14 protein-coding genes are annotated in these 15,943 nt (G+C 68.3%); 13 read left to right on the forward strand and 1 reads right to left on the reverse strand.

Annotation, left to right across the window (positions count from 1 at the left end; all coding sequences use genetic code 11):
* Positions 1-32: 32 nt before the first annotated feature.
* Positions 33-1,187 carry a helix-turn-helix domain-containing protein gene (locus ACHAA3_RS08345; protein WP_435708520.1) on the reverse strand — a complete coding sequence of 385 codons (1,155 nt, stop codon included), beginning with the start codon at positions 1,185-1,187 and terminating at the stop codon, positions 33-35.
* 304 nt (positions 1,188-1,491) lie between these two features.
* On the opposite strand from ACHAA3_RS08345, the gene ACHAA3_RS08350 reads away from it, so the two are divergent.
* The 13 genes from ACHAA3_RS08350 to dnaJ all read left to right on the forward strand — a co-directional run bounded on the left by ACHAA3_RS08350 (position 1,492) and on the right by dnaJ (position 15,943).
* Positions 1,492-3,258, forward strand: a complete 1,767-nt coding sequence (locus ACHAA3_RS08350; protein ID WP_435708521.1) for an ABC transporter permease — start codon at positions 1,492-1,494, stop codon at positions 3,256-3,258.
* A gap of 87 nt (positions 3,259-3,345) precedes the next feature.
* The gene (locus ACHAA3_RS08355) at positions 3,346-4,188 is read left to right on the forward strand and encodes an MlaE family ABC transporter permease (protein WP_435708638.1); all 843 of its coding nucleotides are present in this window, start codon (positions 3,346-3,348) and stop codon (positions 4,186-4,188) included.
* Positions 4,185-5,486, forward strand: coding sequence for an MCE family protein (locus tag ACHAA3_RS08360; RefSeq protein WP_435708522.1), 1,302 nt, complete (start codon positions 4,185-4,187; stop codon positions 5,484-5,486). The genes ACHAA3_RS08355 and ACHAA3_RS08360 overlap by 4 nt, the downstream gene beginning before the upstream one ends.
* The gene (locus ACHAA3_RS08365; protein WP_435708523.1) at positions 5,483-6,493 is read left to right on the forward strand and encodes an MCE family protein; all 1,011 of its coding nucleotides are present in this window, start codon (positions 5,483-5,485) and stop codon (positions 6,491-6,493) included. The genes ACHAA3_RS08360 and ACHAA3_RS08365 overlap by 4 nt, the downstream gene beginning before the upstream one ends.
* Position 6,494: 1 nt before the next feature.
* The gene (locus tag ACHAA3_RS08370; protein ID WP_435708524.1) at positions 6,495-7,508 is read left to right on the forward strand and encodes an MCE family protein; all 1,014 of its coding nucleotides are present in this window, start codon (positions 6,495-6,497) and stop codon (positions 7,506-7,508) included.
* Entirely contained in the window at positions 7,508-8,569 is a 1,062-nt protein-coding gene (locus ACHAA3_RS08375) for an MCE family protein (protein ID WP_435708525.1), read from the forward strand. Before ACHAA3_RS08370 ends, ACHAA3_RS08375 begins: the two co-directional genes overlap by 1 nt.
* On the forward strand, positions 8,566-9,864 hold the full coding sequence (locus tag ACHAA3_RS08380) for an MCE family protein (RefSeq protein ID WP_435708526.1): 1,299 nt from the start codon (positions 8,566-8,568) through the stop codon (positions 9,862-9,864). The genes ACHAA3_RS08375 and ACHAA3_RS08380 overlap by 4 nt, the downstream gene beginning before the upstream one ends.
* On the forward strand, positions 9,864-11,039 hold the full coding sequence (locus ACHAA3_RS08385; RefSeq protein WP_435708527.1) for an MlaD family protein: 1,176 nt from the start codon (positions 9,864-9,866) through the stop codon (positions 11,037-11,039). The genes ACHAA3_RS08380 and ACHAA3_RS08385 overlap by 1 nt, the downstream gene beginning before the upstream one ends.
* Positions 11,040-11,080: 41 nt before the next feature.
* Positions 11,081-11,668 (forward strand): hypothetical protein, encoded by a 588-nt coding sequence (locus tag ACHAA3_RS08390; protein WP_435708529.1) that lies wholly within the window; start codon positions 11,081-11,083, stop codon positions 11,666-11,668.
* A gap of 5 nt (positions 11,669-11,673) precedes the next feature.
* Positions 11,674-12,186, forward strand: coding sequence for a hypothetical protein (locus tag ACHAA3_RS08395; protein WP_435708530.1), 513 nt, complete (start codon positions 11,674-11,676; stop codon positions 12,184-12,186).
* Between the two features lie 144 nt (positions 12,187-12,330).
* Positions 12,331-14,202 (forward strand): molecular chaperone DnaK, encoded by a 1,872-nt coding sequence (gene dnaK / locus ACHAA3_RS08400; protein ID WP_435708531.1) that lies wholly within the window; start codon positions 12,331-12,333, stop codon positions 14,200-14,202.
* Positions 14,199-14,798, forward strand: a complete 600-nt coding sequence (gene grpE, locus ACHAA3_RS08405; RefSeq protein WP_435708532.1) for a nucleotide exchange factor GrpE — start codon at positions 14,199-14,201, stop codon at positions 14,796-14,798. Before dnaK ends, grpE begins: the two co-directional genes overlap by 4 nt.
* Before the next feature lie 32 nt (positions 14,799-14,830).
* Positions 14,831-15,943, forward strand: coding sequence for a molecular chaperone DnaJ (gene dnaJ / locus ACHAA3_RS08410; protein ID WP_435708533.1), 1,113 nt, complete (start codon positions 14,831-14,833; stop codon positions 15,941-15,943).

Below are 15,943 nucleotides of genomic sequence, written 5' to 3' on the forward strand. Positions count from 1 at the left end.
TCTGAGTGGGTCGGGGTCACGCCCTCCCCGGGTCAGGCGGCGGCGGAACGCCAACCGGGGACCTTGGCGCGCAGGGCGATCACTAGCTCGAGGCGCTGGACCGGGTCGTCAAGCACACCTTCGTAGATGGACCGGCAGGTCTTGAGCCGGCTGTGCACGGTCTGGGTCGGCAGCTGCAGTTCTCGGGCCAACTGGTTGGCCGGCAGTCCACGCTCCAGCCAGTCCAGGAGGGTGCCGCCCAGCTTGGCGCGACGCGACTCGCCCATGGCCTCCAGCGGGCCGAGGTGCTTGGTGGCCAACAGGTCGACCAGCACCGGGTTGGCGTCGACGAGCAGCAGGGCGAGCAGGTCCGAGCATGGCACGACAGAACGCGAATCGATCACGGTCCGGCCGCTGAGCAGCCGGGCCGCGCACCGGGTCAGGCCGATCGCCTCGTTGAGTGCGCCGAGGCGCACCTTGGGACCCATCACCACCTGAGCGTTCTTGCTGGCCACGGCCGCCTCGTCGCACCACGAGGCCGGCACGGCCGCCTCGGTGTCGGAGCCGCGACGCAGCACGTCGGGGTGGTTCAGCAGTGCGGCAGGCAGGGGACCGCCGATCGCGATGACGGGCACGTACGCGTCGTCGGCGAGCCCGACCGAACGGGCCAGATAGTTCAGCGACGACTCGTCCGTGTGATCGAACAAGGCGTCGATCAGGTGATCGCGGCAGGCGCTGAGGCTCATCTGCTGCGTCTTGTGTGCCCGCTCCATGCCTCGGGCCGCGTGTTGGAGCAACAGGTCGAGGTACGCCATCAATGATTGGCGAAGCTGGACGAGCGACTCGCCCACCAGAGCGACTCCCAAGGCGTCTCGAAGGCCGCGCTGCGTGGCCTGTCGCGCCTTCTGGAAGTGCTGGATCAACGCCGGCAGCTCCTCACCCAGGCGTGCCTGCCGTTCGCCGATCCGCTCGAACCACGGGGCCACCTGCCGGGCGGCGCCGCGCGGGTCGCCGTCGTGCTGAAGGAAGGCCTGCACCGCCTCGTGCAGGGCGCTGACCAGCAGCTGGTCGCTGACGTCGTCCGACGTACCGGCGACGGCCAGCTCCACTCGGTCGCGCAGCAGCGCCAGGCTCTCGGCGGGCACCGTCCACCGGGCGTGGGCCACCCGGCCAGGAATTGGTCGTTCATCGAGTCCGACGACACTCATGGGCTCTCCCTCCATCCGCACCAGGAGGCGCGGTTCAGATGTGTCGGTGAGGGGGCGACACGATGATTCAGCCACGCTGACTCTCACGAAACAACGGTGACCGCTGCCTAAAGAGGCACTCGACCCAAAACTTGTGAGGGCCATCACAACCAAAGATTACGAAATGATTACTTTTGTCTCAGGTGAGCGCTCTGGTGTGGCCTACGCCACGTGCGGCCGCATACGTTCAGCGCGGCGCCGACCAACCGAGGGGGCGGTCGGCGCCCCTGTCATCAGCACGAGGTCAGCAACGCGAGGAGTCATCATGGGCGGAACCGTCGAGGTCACCGGTCTGAGCAAGACCTACGGCAGCCAGAACATCTGGCACGACCTCACGATCGCCCTCCCCCCGGGCGAGATCACCGCCATGATGGGGCCCTCGGGCACGGGAAAGTCGGTGTTCCTCAAGTCGTTGATGGGCATCGTCGAACCCGAGGAGGGCGAGGTGCTGATCAACGGCGTCGACATGGTCAGCGCCAAGGAGTCGCACCGCCTCGAGATGCGCAAGAGCTTCGGCGTGCTGTTCCAGGACGGCGCCCTGTTCGGCTCGATGAACGTCTACGACAACGTCGCCTTCCCCCTGCGTGAGCACACCCGCAAGAACGAGACCGAGATCCGTGACGTGGTCATGGAGAAGCTGGAGATGGTCGGCCTGGTCGGCCAGGAGCACAAGGTGCCTGGCGAGATCTCCGGCGGCATGAAGAAGCGCGCCGGCCTGGCCCGTTCGCTGGTCACCGACCCCGAGATCATCCTCATCGACGAGCCCGACTCCGGTCTCGATCCCGTGCGCACCTCGAATCTCGCCCAGCTGCTGGTCGACGTCAACGTGCTCACCGACGCCACCATGCTGGTCGTCACGCACAACATCGAGCTCGCACGGACCCTGCCGGACAACCTCGGCATGCTGTACCGCCGCGAGCTGGTGATGTTCGGTCCCCGTGAGGAGTTCCTGCTCACCGACCACCCCGTGGTCTCGCAGTTCATGAGCGGCGACCCCGAGGGCCCCATCGGGATGAGCGAGGAGGTCGACCACCGCCGCGTCGGCCCCCGTGACCTCTCGCCCGACGGGCCGTATCCCAGCGACACGGCGGTGCTGTCCCACCACGCCCGTGCGATCGAGGTGCTTCCGCGCCAGCTGGTGCCGCGCGACGGTCAGCCGCGTGCAGCGGCCGAGCGGCACCGCGAGCGGGTCTCCAGCGGAGCCGCCCAGCTCTACGTCGCCGACGACGACGAGCGTGAGCGAGCACGCGCCAATCCCGTCCGTGATCCACTCACCCGATCGCTTCGATCGATCGGCAACGTCTTCGCCTTCGCGCTCGACACCATCCGCGCGACCTTCCGACGCCCGTTCGCGGGGCAGGAGGCGCTCGAGCAGTTCTGGTTCGTGGTCAGCGTCTCGTGGGTGCCGGCCATCCTGGTGGCCATCCCGTTCGGTGCGGTCATCGCCCTTCAGCTGGGCACCCTGACGGTGCAGGTCGGCGCGCAGTCCTTCACGGGAGCCGCGAGCGTGCTCGCCGTCGTCCAGCAGGCCGCGCCCATCGTGACCAGCCTCGTCGTGGCCGGGGCAGGAGGTGCGGCGATCTGTGCCGATCTCGGAGCCCGCACCATCCGCGACGAGACCGACGCCATGAAGGTCATCGGTGTCTCGCCGATCCAGCGTCTCGTGGTGCCGCGGGTGCTCGCGTGCATCGGCGCCGCCGTGCTGCTGAACGGCCTGGTGTCGGTGGTCGGCGTGGTCGGTGGCTACGTCTTCAACGTCATGGTGCAGGGCGGTACGCCCGGTGCCTATCTGGCCAGCTTCACCGCGCTCGCCCAGCTGTCGGATCTGTGGGTCGGCGAGCTCAAGGCCGTCATCTTCGGCTTCGTCGCCGGAGTCATCGCCTGCCACCGCGGCCTCAACACCGCACCCGGTCCCAAGGGCGTCGGCGACTCGGTCAACCAGTCGGTCGTCATCACGTTCCTGCTGCTGTTCTTCGTCAACTTCGTCATCACGACGCTGTACCTGCAGCTCGTCCCGGGCAAGGGGGCCTGACCCATGACCACTCACGCCACACCGCCCAAGCGCCGCGCCACCCCGGCGTCCAAGACCTCGCCCCACAAGACCCAACCTGAGCCCACGATGTCGGCGCGGCAGCGCGCCCTGGCTCGTCGCGCGGCCGAGAAGCCGGTCAACTCGTTGGCCGAGCTCGGTGCGGAGATCCGCTTCTACGGAGTCGTGCTCGCCTGGATCCCGCAGACGCTGCGCCGCTATCCGCGCGACATCGTGCGCCTCCTGTCCGAGGTCAGCTTCGGCACCGGTGCCCTGGCCGTCATCGGCGGCACCATCGGCGTCATGGTCGGCATGACCCTGTTCGTCGGCAGCGTCGTGGGCCTGCAGGGCTACGCCGCACTCGACCAGATCGGCACGTCGACCCTCAACGGCTTCATCTCCGCGTACTTCAACACCCGTGAGATCGCGCCCCTGGTCGCGGCGCTGGCTCTGTCGGCCACGGTCGGGTCGGGCTTCACCGCCCAGCTCGGGGCGATGCGCATCAACGAGGAGGTCGACGCGCTGACGGTGATGGCGGTTCCGGCCGTGCCCTACCTGGTCACGACCCGTGTCATCGCAGGCTTCATCGCGATCATCCCGCTGTACGTCATCGGCCTGCTCAGCTCCTATCTGGGCGCTCGGCTGGTCACGACCGTGATCCACGGCCAGTCCGCGGGCACCTACGACCACTACTTCAACCTGTTCCTGCCACCCATCGACATCCTCCTGAGCTTCCTGAAGGTGCTGATCTTCGCGGTGCTGATCATCCTCATCCACTGCCGTCTCGGCTTCGTGGCCAGCGGCGGACCCGCCGGGGTCGGCCGTGCCGTCGGTGCAGCGGTGCGCCGCAGCATCGTCACGGTCGCGGTGCTCGACCTCGTGCTGTCGCTGGCCCTGTGGGGCGCCACGACCACCGTAAGGATCGCCGGATGAACGCCCCCCGACGCGGTCTCGACGCGCTGCTGGGTGTCGTCTACATCGTGCTCGTCGCGGCCTTCGTGCTGGTCGCGGTGCTCGTGTACCAACGCACCTTCGTGGCCAGCACGGACATCGAGCTCAGCACTGGCAAGCTCGGCAACGCCCTGCAGACCGGATCGGACGTCAAGCTGCGCGGTGTGCCGGTCGGCGTGGTCACGAAGATCGATCCGGCCCCCGACGGTGCAACGCTCACCCTGGCGCTCGATCCCGAGACGACGGACTCGCTGCCGCAGGACACCACGGCGCGCCTGCTGCCCAAGACGCTGTTCGGCGAGCGCTACGTCTCGCTGGTCACGCCCGTCGCCGGCGAGATCGGACTCTCCGACGGCGATCAGATCGTCCAGGACGACAGCGACGAGGCGGTCGAGCTGGAGCAGCTGTTCGACGAGCTGCTGCCCCTGCTGCAGTCGATCCAGCCCGAGAAGCTGTCGGCGAGCCTTGGCGAGCTCGCCACCGCGCTGCGTGGCCGCGGCGACGACATCGGCGACACGCTGGCCACCACCGCCGACTACCTGGAGAAGCTCAACCCGCAGGTGCCCGACATCGCCGAGGATCTCGAGCGGCTCGGCAACGTCGCCGACGTCTACGACTCGGCAGCCCCCGACCTGCTCGATGCCCTCGACACGCTGACGGTCTCGTCCGGCACGCTGGTCGACAAGCGCAGTCGCCTCACCGAGGTGTACGCGCGGGTCATCAGCTCGGCCGACACCACCACCGGATTCGTGTCGGACAACCGCCAGACCATCGAGGTGCTGGCCGACGAGAGCCGCGATGCGCTCGCCGCGGTGCGGCCCTACGCCAACCAGTTCCCCTGCCTGTTCAGGGCGGCCCGCGACTTCATCCCCCGCATGGACTCGCTGCTCGGCAAGGGCACGAACGAGCCCGGTCTGCACGTGCAGCTGAACGTCGTGGAGGCGCGGGGCAAGTACCTGCCCGGTCGTGACGCCCCCGAGTTCAGCCGCGGAGGCTCGCCGCGCTGCCCCTACGTCGAGGGGCGCACGGGCACCCAGCCAGCGTCGGCCAGTGCGTCCGCGGCAGTGCCGGAGACCATTGAGCCGCCACCGTCGCGAGAAGTTCGCCGACAGATCAACGGCGGTACACCGGACCTCGGTGCCGCCAACTCCCCGGGCGAGAACCAGCTGATCGCCGAGCTGGTCGCCCCCACCCAGGGCCTCGCGCCCGCCGAGTATCCCGCCTGGAGCAGTCTCGTGGTCGGTCCCAGCCTGCGCGGAACGGAAGTGAGTCTGCAATGAAGGCCACGATCGCCAAGAGCGTGGTGTTCCTGGTCGTCACGGTGCTCGCCACCACCGTGCTGGCCTCGACCATCCGCAATGACTCCGGATCCGGCGAGGGCGCCACCTACCGGGCCATGTTCGCCGATGCCACGAGCGTGAACGTCGGCGACGACGTGCGCGTCTCCGGCGTCAAAGTCGGTTCGATCTCGGACGTGAGTCTCGCCGACAACCGGCTGGCCCGGATCACCTTCTCGGTGCGCAAGGGTGTGAGCCTGAGTCGGGGCACGACCGCCGAGCTGCGGTTCCGCAACCTGGTCGGACAGCGGTACATCTCACTCGAGCCGCCCACCCAGCCCGGCCCAGATCTGCCGGCCGGGCACGAGTTCACCACCGACGAGACGCGCCCGGCGCTGGATCTGACGGCTCTGTTCAACGGCTTCCAACCCCTGCTGCAGCTGCTCTCGCCCAAGGACGTCAACAACCTCAACGCCCAGATCATCGCGGTGTTCCAGGGCGAGGGAGCCACGGTCGAGAGCCTGCTGTCCAGCACGGCGAGCCTGACCTCGACCCTGGCCGACAAGGACCAGGTCATCGGGGAGCTGATCACCAACCTCAGCTCGGTGCTCGACACGGTCAACCAGCGCTCGGACCAGCTCGACACGACCCTGATCACGCTCGACGCGTTGGTCACCGGACTCGCCGAGGACCGCGAGGTCATCGGCGACACCCTCGACGGGCTCGGATCGCTCACCGTGAGCGTCTCGGAGCTGCTCGAGGACGGTCGGGCTCCGCTGAAGGACTCGATCAACGGTCTCGGTGAGCTGTCGGGCAATCTGTCCGACGCCGACGACGTGCTCGATGAGTTCTTCGCCAAGCTGCCCGTCAAGTTCGATCGGATCGGCCGCACGGCATCGTACGGATCCTGGTTCAACTTCTATGCCTGCTCCATCGAAGGCCGCATCCCCAGGCCCGAGGGCTACCGGGGCGCCGTCGGCATCCAGACGAACGTCGAGAGGTGCCGCTGACATGGCCCGTTTTCCCACCGCGTTCACCGAGCGCAACACCGTGCTGATCGCCGTCGTCGGCCTCCTCACCCTGACCCTCATCGGGTACGGCACCTTCAATGCTGCTGCGCTGCCGATCGTCGGCGGAGGCTCGAGTCACACCGCGCAGTTCGCCGAGGCCGGCGGTCTCAAGCCCGGCAACGAGGTGCGGGTGGCCGGCGTCAAGGTCGGCGAGATCACCGACATCGAGCTTGAAGGCGCCACGGTCAACGTGAACTTCCGCGTCAAGGACGTCGAGCTGGGCGACCAGACCGGTGCCGCGGTCAAGGTCAAGACGCTGCTCGGGCAGAAGTTCTTGTCGCTGGACCCGCTGGGGCGTCAACCGCTCGACGGGCCGATCCCGATGGCCCGCACCACGACTCCCTATGACGTCAACGAGGCGTTCTCGGCCCTCTCGGACAACATCGAGCAGATCGACACCGGCCAGCTCGAGGAGGGCATCGACGCGATCAGCGACGCCTTCACCGACACCCCCGAGTCGGTGCAGGAGGTCGTGAACGGCCTCACGTCGCTGTCACGCACCATCTCCAGCCGCGACGACGAGCTCGCCGGCCTGCTGGAGGCGTCCTCGGACGTGTCACGGACGCTGGCGGACCGCAACGAGGAGATCTCCGGGATCATCAACCAGGGCAGCTCGTTGCTCGGCGAGCTGGAGAGTCGCCGCGACACCGTCAAGGCCCTGCTGCAGGGAACCGCCCGGCTCGGAACCCAGCTGACGGGCCTGGTGCGCGACAACGAGGACACCCTGCGTCCGGCGCTGGAGCGCCTCGACGAGGTCAGCGCCATCCTGCAGCGCAATCAGGACAACCTCGATCAGGCGCTGGCCAAGATCGGCCCGTACTACCGCAACATCTCCTCGGCGCTGGGCAACGGCCGCTGGGTCGACGCCTACATCTGCGGTCTGTTCGACGAGAACCAGCGTCCCGAGCTCGACGAGGGCGCTCAACGTACCTGTGACCCCAACGGAGGCAGCTGATGAAGCGCACGTCGATCGTCGCGATCGCGGCTCTGGTCCTGGTGGGAGCGGGCGGCGCCGCCTATGCCGTCGTGGAAGGTCAGGGCACCGAGTTCGACGCCCAGTTCGAGTCGACGATCGGTCTGTATCCCGGCTCGGACGTGCAGATCCTCGGCGTCCCGGTCGGCACCGTCACCGCTGTCGAGCCCGAAGGCGGCACGGTTCGCGTCTCGATGCGGCTCGAGCGCGGCCAGGAGGTCGGCGCCGACACCGATGCGGTGATCGTGGCGCCCACCCTCGTCAGCGACCGATTCGTGCAGCTGACCGAGCCCGACACGGGCGGCCCCGTCCTGGCCGACGGTGCCGAGCTGACCGAGGACCAGACGGCCGTGCCGGTCGAGATCGATCAGCTCTACAACAGCCTCACCGACCTCGGCCGCACCCTCGGGCCCGATGGCGTCAACGACGAGGGCTCGCTGTCGCGGCTGCTCGACGTCGCCGCCGACAACCTGGGCGGTCAGGGCGAGGGGCTGAACACCATGATCACCGAGTTCAGCAAGGCCACCGGCACGTTGTCCGACACCGACGAGGACCTGTTCGCAACGCTGGCGAACTTCGATGAGTTCAACACCATGCTGGTGGAGAACGACGACGCCGTGGCGAACGTGAACCGTCAGTTCGCGGCGGTCACCGACTACCTGGCCGACGACCGCGAAGACCTGGCCGCCGCCATCGGCAACCTCGGGTCTGCTCTCGGCATCGTCGACGACTTCATCGGCGACAACCGCGAGAACCTGCAGACGAGCGTCGAGAACCTGATCGGTCCCACCCAGGTGCTGGTCAAGCAGCGCGACTCCCTGGAGGAGTCGGTGCGACTGATCCCGTTGGTGCTGCAGAACTTCTTGCGCGCCTACAACCCGGCCACCCAGACGTTGGACGGCCGCGGCAACCTCAACGAGCTGACGGTGTACGCCGAGGACGGCCTGTCGGGCTCGACGTCCGAGACGCCGCCGCCGGTGCTGCTGCCGGGGATCGGCCAGCCGGATGCCAGCCAGCCCGATACCGACGGAGGCCAGCGGTGAACGGCCTGCAGCGAGTCGCCGCCGGAGTGTCCGCGCTGGTGTCCACGGCGCTGATCGGTGGCTGCGGAGTGCTCAGCGGCGGCGTGTACGACGCCCCGCTGCCCGGTGGCGCCGACGTCGGTTCCGATCCGTTGCGCATCACCGCCGAGTTCGACGACGTGCTCGATCTGGTGCCGCAGTCGAGCGTCAAGGTCGACAACGTGGCAGTCGGGCGCGTCGACAACATCCGTCTCGACACCGATGGGCAGACCGCGCTGGTCGACATCCTGGTCCGCGACGACATCTCGTTGCCCGCCGGCACCACGGCACGACTGCAGCAGACCGCGTTGCTGGGTGAGAAGTACGTGGCCCTGGTGCGTCCCGAGGTCGCCCAGGCGGGCGCGCCGATCGCCGACGGAACCCGGTTGCAGCTCGACGAGACCTCGCAGGCCGCGCAGGTCGAGCAGGTGCTCGGTGCCCTGTCCCTGGTGCTCAACGGCGGCGGCATCGGGCAGTTCCAGGAGATCTCGCGCGAGCTGCAGAAGATCTCGACCGGCCGCCCTGAGGAGATCAAGGCATTCCTCAACGAGATGGACACCTTCGTCTCCGGACTCGATGACCGCAAGGAGGCCATCACGGGCGCCATCGACGGGCTGGCCCGGCTGTCCGAGACCCTGGACGCCGACAAGGACAAGATCACCTCGGCTCTCGATGGGCTGAGCCCGGGCATGCAGGTCATCGTGGACCAGCGCGAACAGTTGGTCGCCATGTTGAGCTCGCTGGACCGGCTGTCCGACGTCACCGTCGACACCCTCGACGCTGCGCAGGACGACATCGTGGCCGACTTCGAGCTGCTGGCCCCCATCCTGGACCGGCTCGCGGCGTCGGGTCAGGCTCTGCCGGAGTCGCTGGAGATCCTGCTGACGTACCCGTTCCCGGACTCGGTGCTGGGCGCGATCAAGGGCGACTACATGAACGTGTTCATCGAGACCAACTTCCGCACGCTGCCGCCGGACTGTGGTGCGATCGGCTGCTTCTGGCCGCAGGTGACCACCAACGAGCCGGTCGGTGGCTCGGGCGAAGGTGCTGCGCGCACCCCCACGGCCGACGAGGACGTGCCACCGTCGTTGCTGCCGCCGACCACGGCACCGTCGCCTGGCCTGCCCGGTCCCACGGTGACCGTGCCGACGCCTGGTGCGGGAGTGCCGCCCACCCTGGCCCCCTCTGCTCCCAGCAGTCCGGAGCCCGAGGCACCACAGAGCTCTGCGCCGCCCAGTACGCCGCCCCCGAACGACGAGCAGGAGGGTGACAGCTGATGCTCACCGCACGCACCAAGATCCAGGTCATCCTGTTCGCCATCGTCGGCCTGCTGGCCACCACCTACCTCGGTGCCACGTATGTCGGCATCAATCCGTTCAGCTCGGGCTATCGGGTCTCGGTCGAGCTGCCCGAGGCGGGCGGCACGTTCGAGAACGGCGAGGTCACGTACCGCGGTGTGCCCGTCGGTCGGATCGGGGAGCTCGAGGTCACCCCCGAGGGCAGCAGGCTGATGGTCGACATCGACGCCGATGCCGCGCCGATCCCCAGCAGCGCCCGGGCGCACGTGGCCAACCGGTCGGCGATCGGCGAGCAGTACCTCGATCTGCGCGCCGAGACCACCGGCGGACCGATGCTCGGCGACGGCGACGAGCTCGTCACCGCCGAATCGCCCGTGCCGCCACCGATCGAGGACGTCCTGCGTGTCGGTCGCGACTTCGCGGCCTCGGTTCCCGAGGACTCGCTGACCGTCGTGATCGATGAGTTCTACAACCTCTCGCGCGGCGTCGGCGACGACCTCGGTCGTCTCGTCGACACCTCCAAGGACTTCGTCGAGACCGCCGACGAGAATTTTCTCGTCACGTCGTCGCTGATCGAGAACTCCAAGACGGTGCTCGCCACGCAGGAGGAGGCCGGTGACAGCATCCGCGGCTTCAGCGAGGACCTCAACACCATCGCGTCGACGCTCGAGTCCTCCGACGGCGACCTGCGCCAGTTGATCGAGAACTCGCCGGCCGCGGCCCGTGAGCTCGACCGGTTGTTCGGTGAGGTCGGGCGTCCTCTCGGCGTGCTGATGGGCAATCTCGTCTCGACCGCCCAGGTGTTCGGCGTCAACTCCGCCGGCGTCGAGGACGCACTGATCCGGGTGCCGGAGGCCCTCAGCGTGGGGTGGACGGTCGCGGGCTCGCGGGGCATCGACCTCGGCCTCGTCACCTCGTTCTTCGATCCGCTGCCGTGCACGGCCGGATACGGCGGAACGCAGCGCCGTGCCGGCCTGGACACCAGCGAGGGCCGCCCGTTCAACACCGCGGCCGGGTGCACTGCAGACCCGGTGTCGGGCTCCAACGTGCGGGGACCGCAGTCGCTGCCCGGGCGCACGTCTGATGCGCCGCCGGCCGCCGCGCGGGTCGGAGTTGCCGACTCGCTGTCCGATCTCATGGGAGGCTCACGATGACCATCACTCAGATATCTGACACTGAGACATCAGGAGGGCGCGTGGACGAGACGGCCCCGACCGACACCGACAGCACGGCAGCGGACGCTGGTGACGGGTCCGCGGACTCTGGCAGCTGGAAGAGTCGCATCAGGCGCCCCGGCCCTCCGATCATCCTGCTGCTCGTCGCGACGCTGATTGCCGCTTCCGGGCTGGTCGCGTGGTGGCAGACCGCAGGTGACGACCAGCTGGTGCGGGCCGAGCAGCGCGACACGGTGCTCCTGCAGGCCAGGCAGGGTGTCGAGATCATGAACACGCTGGACTACCGCGACGTCGCAGGCGGCATCGCGCAGTGGCAGGACGTCACCACGGGCACGTTGCGCGACCAGCTGACCGCTGTCGACGAGGCCGAGCAGCAGCTGCTGGCCGATCAGCAGAAGATCTCGACCGGTGATGTCGTCGACGCTGCCGTGGTCGAGCTCGAGGACGATCGGGCCAGTGTCATCGCCTCGGTCGAGATCACCGTGGCCGACGCCGATCCCGAGGTGGAGGCCACGGTCAAGCGCAATCGGTTCGCCGCCGACCTGATCATGGCCGACGGCCGATGGCTGATCGAGGACCTGCGCCAGGTGGCGGTGAGCCTCGGATGAAGAACGTGACCGCGAAGCAGCTCCTGCGCATGTGGCTGCCCCTGCTCGCTGCGGCCCTGCTGGTGGCGGTGGGTGCCGTGGGCTGGGTCAAGACGGTCGACCTGCGCTCGTCGGACTCCGCCGACAACATGGCCGTGGTCGATGCGACCGCCACGGCTCAGGTGCAGTCGGAGGTGAGCCAGGCGCTCACCCAGGTCCTGACCTACAGCTACGAAGACCCCGAGGCCACCGAGGCCGCGGCGGATGCGTTGCTGGCCGGCGACGCCCGCACCGAGTACGACACCTTGTTCGCCGAGCTGCAGCGACGTGCCCCTGACCAGGAGCTCGTGCTGTCCGCGCAGGTGCAGGTCGCCGCGGTCGAGGAGCTGAGTGGCGACGAGGCCCGGCTGCTGGTGTTCCTCGACCAGTCGAGCCAGCGCGCCGCCGACGACGAGGCCAGCGTGTCCGCCGCGCAGCTGTCGGTCGGAGCCGAACGCATCGACGGCGCCTGGAAGATCACCGGCCTGACCCCTTTGTGAGACCCGCCTGCTTCGGGTGACCGTGGCAGCGTGCAGGGGGCGGGAATAGTTCTGCTGAGGACGTAGTTGATACGGTAAGACTCAAGTCAGTTGATCTGACTTCATCAACTTCGTTTCACTCATTCATCAGCAGGAGGAATCACCATGGCACGTGCGGTCGGAATCGATCTCGGCACGACCAACTCGGTCGTCGCAGTCCTGGAGGGCGGAGAGCCCACCGTCATCGCCAACGCCGAAGGAGCGCGCACCACGCCTTCGGTCGTCGCCTTCGCCAAGGACGGCGAAGTCCTGTCCGGCGAGGTCGCCAAGCGCCAGGGCGTCACCAACGTCGACCGCACCATCCGGTCGGTCAAGCGCCACATGGGCACCGACTGGACCACGTCGGTGGACGACAAGTCGTTCAACCCCCAGCAGATCTCGGCTTTCATCCTGCAGAAGCTGAAGCGTGACGCCGAGGCGTACCTGGGTGAGCCCGTCACCGACGCGGTCATCACCGTGCCGGCGTACTTCAACGACCACCAGCGCCAGGCCACCAAGGAGGCCGGCGAGATCGCAGGCCTCAACGTCAGCCGCATCGTCAACGAGCCGACCGCGGCAGCACTGGCCTACGGCCTGGACAAGGGCGACGACCAGACGATCCTCGTGTTCGACCTCGGCGGCGGAACGTTCGACGTGTCGCTGCTGGAGATCGGCGAAGGTGTCATCGAGGTCAAGGCCACCAGCGGCGACAACCACCTCGGTGGCGACGACTGGGACGAGAAGGTCGTCGAGTGGCTCGTCACCCGCTTCAAGAGCTCGACCGGAGTCGACCTGACCAAGGACAAGATGGCGATGCCCCGCATCCGCGAGGCCGCCGAGCGCGCCAAGATCGAGCTGTCCAGCTCCTCGAGCACCTCGATCAATCTGCCGTACATCACGGTGCAGGACGGCAACCCGGTCTTCCTCGACGAGACGCTGACCCGCTCGGAGTTCGAGAAGATCACCGCCGATCTGCTCGAGCGCACCAAGGCGCCGTTCAAGAACGTCATCAAGGACGCGGGCGTCGACGTCAGCGCCATCGACCACGTCGTCATGGTGGGCGGTTCGACCCGCATGCCGGCCGTCACCGAGGTCGTCAAGCAGCTCTCCGGTGGCCGCGAGCCCAACAAGGGGGTCAACCCCGACGAGGTCGTGGCCGTGGGCGCCAGCCTGCAGGCCGGTGTCCTCAAGGGTGAGGTCAAGGACGTGCTGCTGCTCGACGTGACCCCGCTGAGCCTGGGCATCGAGACCAAGGGCGGCGTCATGACCAAGCTGATCGAGCGCAACACCACGATCCCGACCAAGAAGTCCGAGGTCTTCACCACGGCCGACGACAACCAGCCGTCCGTGGCGATCCAGGTCTACCAGGGCGAGCGCGAGATGGCCTCGGGCAACCAGCTGCTGGCCACCTTCGAGCTCACCGGGCTGCCCCCGGCGCCGCGCGGAGTGCCGCAGATCGAGGTGACGTTCGACATCGACGCCAACGGCATCGTGAACGTGTCGGCCAAGGACCGCGGCACCGGCAAGGAGCAGTCGATGACGATCACCGGCGGCTCGGCGCTGTCCAAGGACGACATCGACAAGATGGTCAAGGACGCCGAGGAGTACGCCGACGAGGACCGCAAGCGTCGCGAGTCGGTCGAGACCCGCAACCAGGCCGAGACGCTCGCGCACTCGACCGAGAAGTTCCTGTCCGAGAACGGCGACAAGGTCGACGACGCCACCAAGGCGGAGGTCCAGACCGATCTCGATGCGCTGAACGAGGTGCTCAAGGGAGAGGACGCCGACGCCGTGCAGGCAGCGGTGACCAAGCTGGGCGAGTCCAGCTCGAAGATGGGCGAGGCGATGTACGCCGCGGCCGCAGCCGAGCAGGCCGATTCTGCGGATGCCCAGTCCGGGGATGCGCAGGGCGACGAGAACGGTGCAGGTGACGACGAGGACGTCGTCGAGGCCGAGATCGTCGACGACGAGCCCAAGGACGAGGACTCCTCCAAGTGAGCGAGTCCACTCCGGACGCGACTCCCGAGGACGCTGTCGCGCCCGAGGACGTGCCCGAGCCGGCGGGGGAGACCTCGCCGGACGGGGACGCCCCGGCCGAGTCCACCGAACCCACGCTGGAGCAGCAGCTGGCCGAGCGCACGCTCGATCTGCAGCGCACGCAGGCGGAGTACGTGAACTACAAGCGTCGGGTCGACCGCGATCGTGAGCTGGTGCGCGCGCAGGGCGAGGCTGCCGTGCTCAGCTCGTTGCTGACGGTGCTCGACGACATCGGTCGGGCCCGCGAGCACGGGCAGCTCGAGGGTGGTTTCAAGTCCGTGGCCGACGCGCTGACGGCCGCAGTGGCCAAGCACAAGCTGGAGGCCTTCGGGACCAAGGGCGACCCGTTCGATCCGTCGATGCACGAAGGGGTGTTCCACGCCGGAGAGTCCGCCGACGTCGAGGTCACCTCGGTCGACACCGTGATCGGCACCGGCTACCGCATCGGCGACCGCGTGCTGCGCGCCGCCACCGTGGGAGTTGTCGACCCGGCTGCGCCTGCCGTGGAGGACGAGCCAGCGGTGTCGGGCGAGGCAGAGACCGACACCGACCAGTGAATCATCGGTTCTGAGTGAGAGGAGGGGTGTGAATGTCCAGCAGTGACTGGGCGTCCAAGGACTTCTACAAGACCTTGGGTGTCGCGAAGGATGCGTCGGCCGCCGACGTCAAGAAGGCGTACCGCAAGCTCGCACGCGACAACCACCCCGACTCCCACCCGGGCAACAAGGCCGCCGAGGAGCGTTTCAAGGAGGTCTCCGAGGCCTACTCGGTGCTCTCCTCGGCGGACAAGCGCAAGGAGTACGACGAGCAGCGCACACTGTTCGGGCAGTTCAGGGGCGGCAACCCGCCGCCCGGTGGTGGGCAGGACTTGGGCGACCTGTTCGGTGGCATGTTCGGCGGCGGTCGGTCGCGCAGTCGGACCCGCCAGCCGCGCGGTCGTCGCGGCGACGACCTCGAGACCGAGGCCACCATCGACTTCGACCAGGCCGTCAACGGTGTCACCCTCCCGCTGCGTCTGACCAGCGACCAGGCCTGCGTCACCTGCCACGGCACCGGGGCCAAGCCGGGCACGGTGCCCGTCGTGTGCTCCAAGTGCCAGGGCAGCGGCATGCAGACCGGCGCCGCCGGTGGCGTCTTCGCGATGACCGAGCCGTGCGACGTGTGTCGCGGTCGTGGTCTCAAGGTCGAGCACCCGTGCGCGACCTGTCGTGGTTCGGGTCGATCCCCGTCGAGTCGCACCCTGCAGATCAAGGTGCCGGCGGGCGTCAAGGACGGTCAGCGCATCCGGCTCAAGGGCAAGGGTGACCCTGGTGTCGGCGGTGGGCCTGCCGGCGACCTGTTCGTGGTCGTGCACGTCGGATCGCACCGATTGTTCGGCCGCAAGGGCGACCACCTCACCATCACGGTCCCGGTCGCCTACGACGAGGCGGTGCTCGGTGCCGAGATCGCAGTTCCGACGCTCGAGGGACCTCCCGTGCGCATCCGTGTGGCTCCCGGGACCCCCACGGGCCGGGTGTTGCGGGCCCGCGGCAAGGGCGGCGCGCGTCGCGACGGAGCTCGCGGCGACCTGTTGATCACCCTCGAGGTCCAGGTACCCGCCGACCTCACCGACGAGCAACGTGCTGCGGTCGAGGCCCTGCGTGCCGCGCGTGGCGACGCCGATCCGCGTGGTGGACTGATCGCCAACGAGGCGGTGAGCTGA

The organism is Aeromicrobium sp. CF3.5 (assembly GCF_051262695.1).
Classification (GTDB): Bacteria; Actinomycetota; Actinomycetes; order Propionibacteriales; family Nocardioidaceae; genus Aeromicrobium.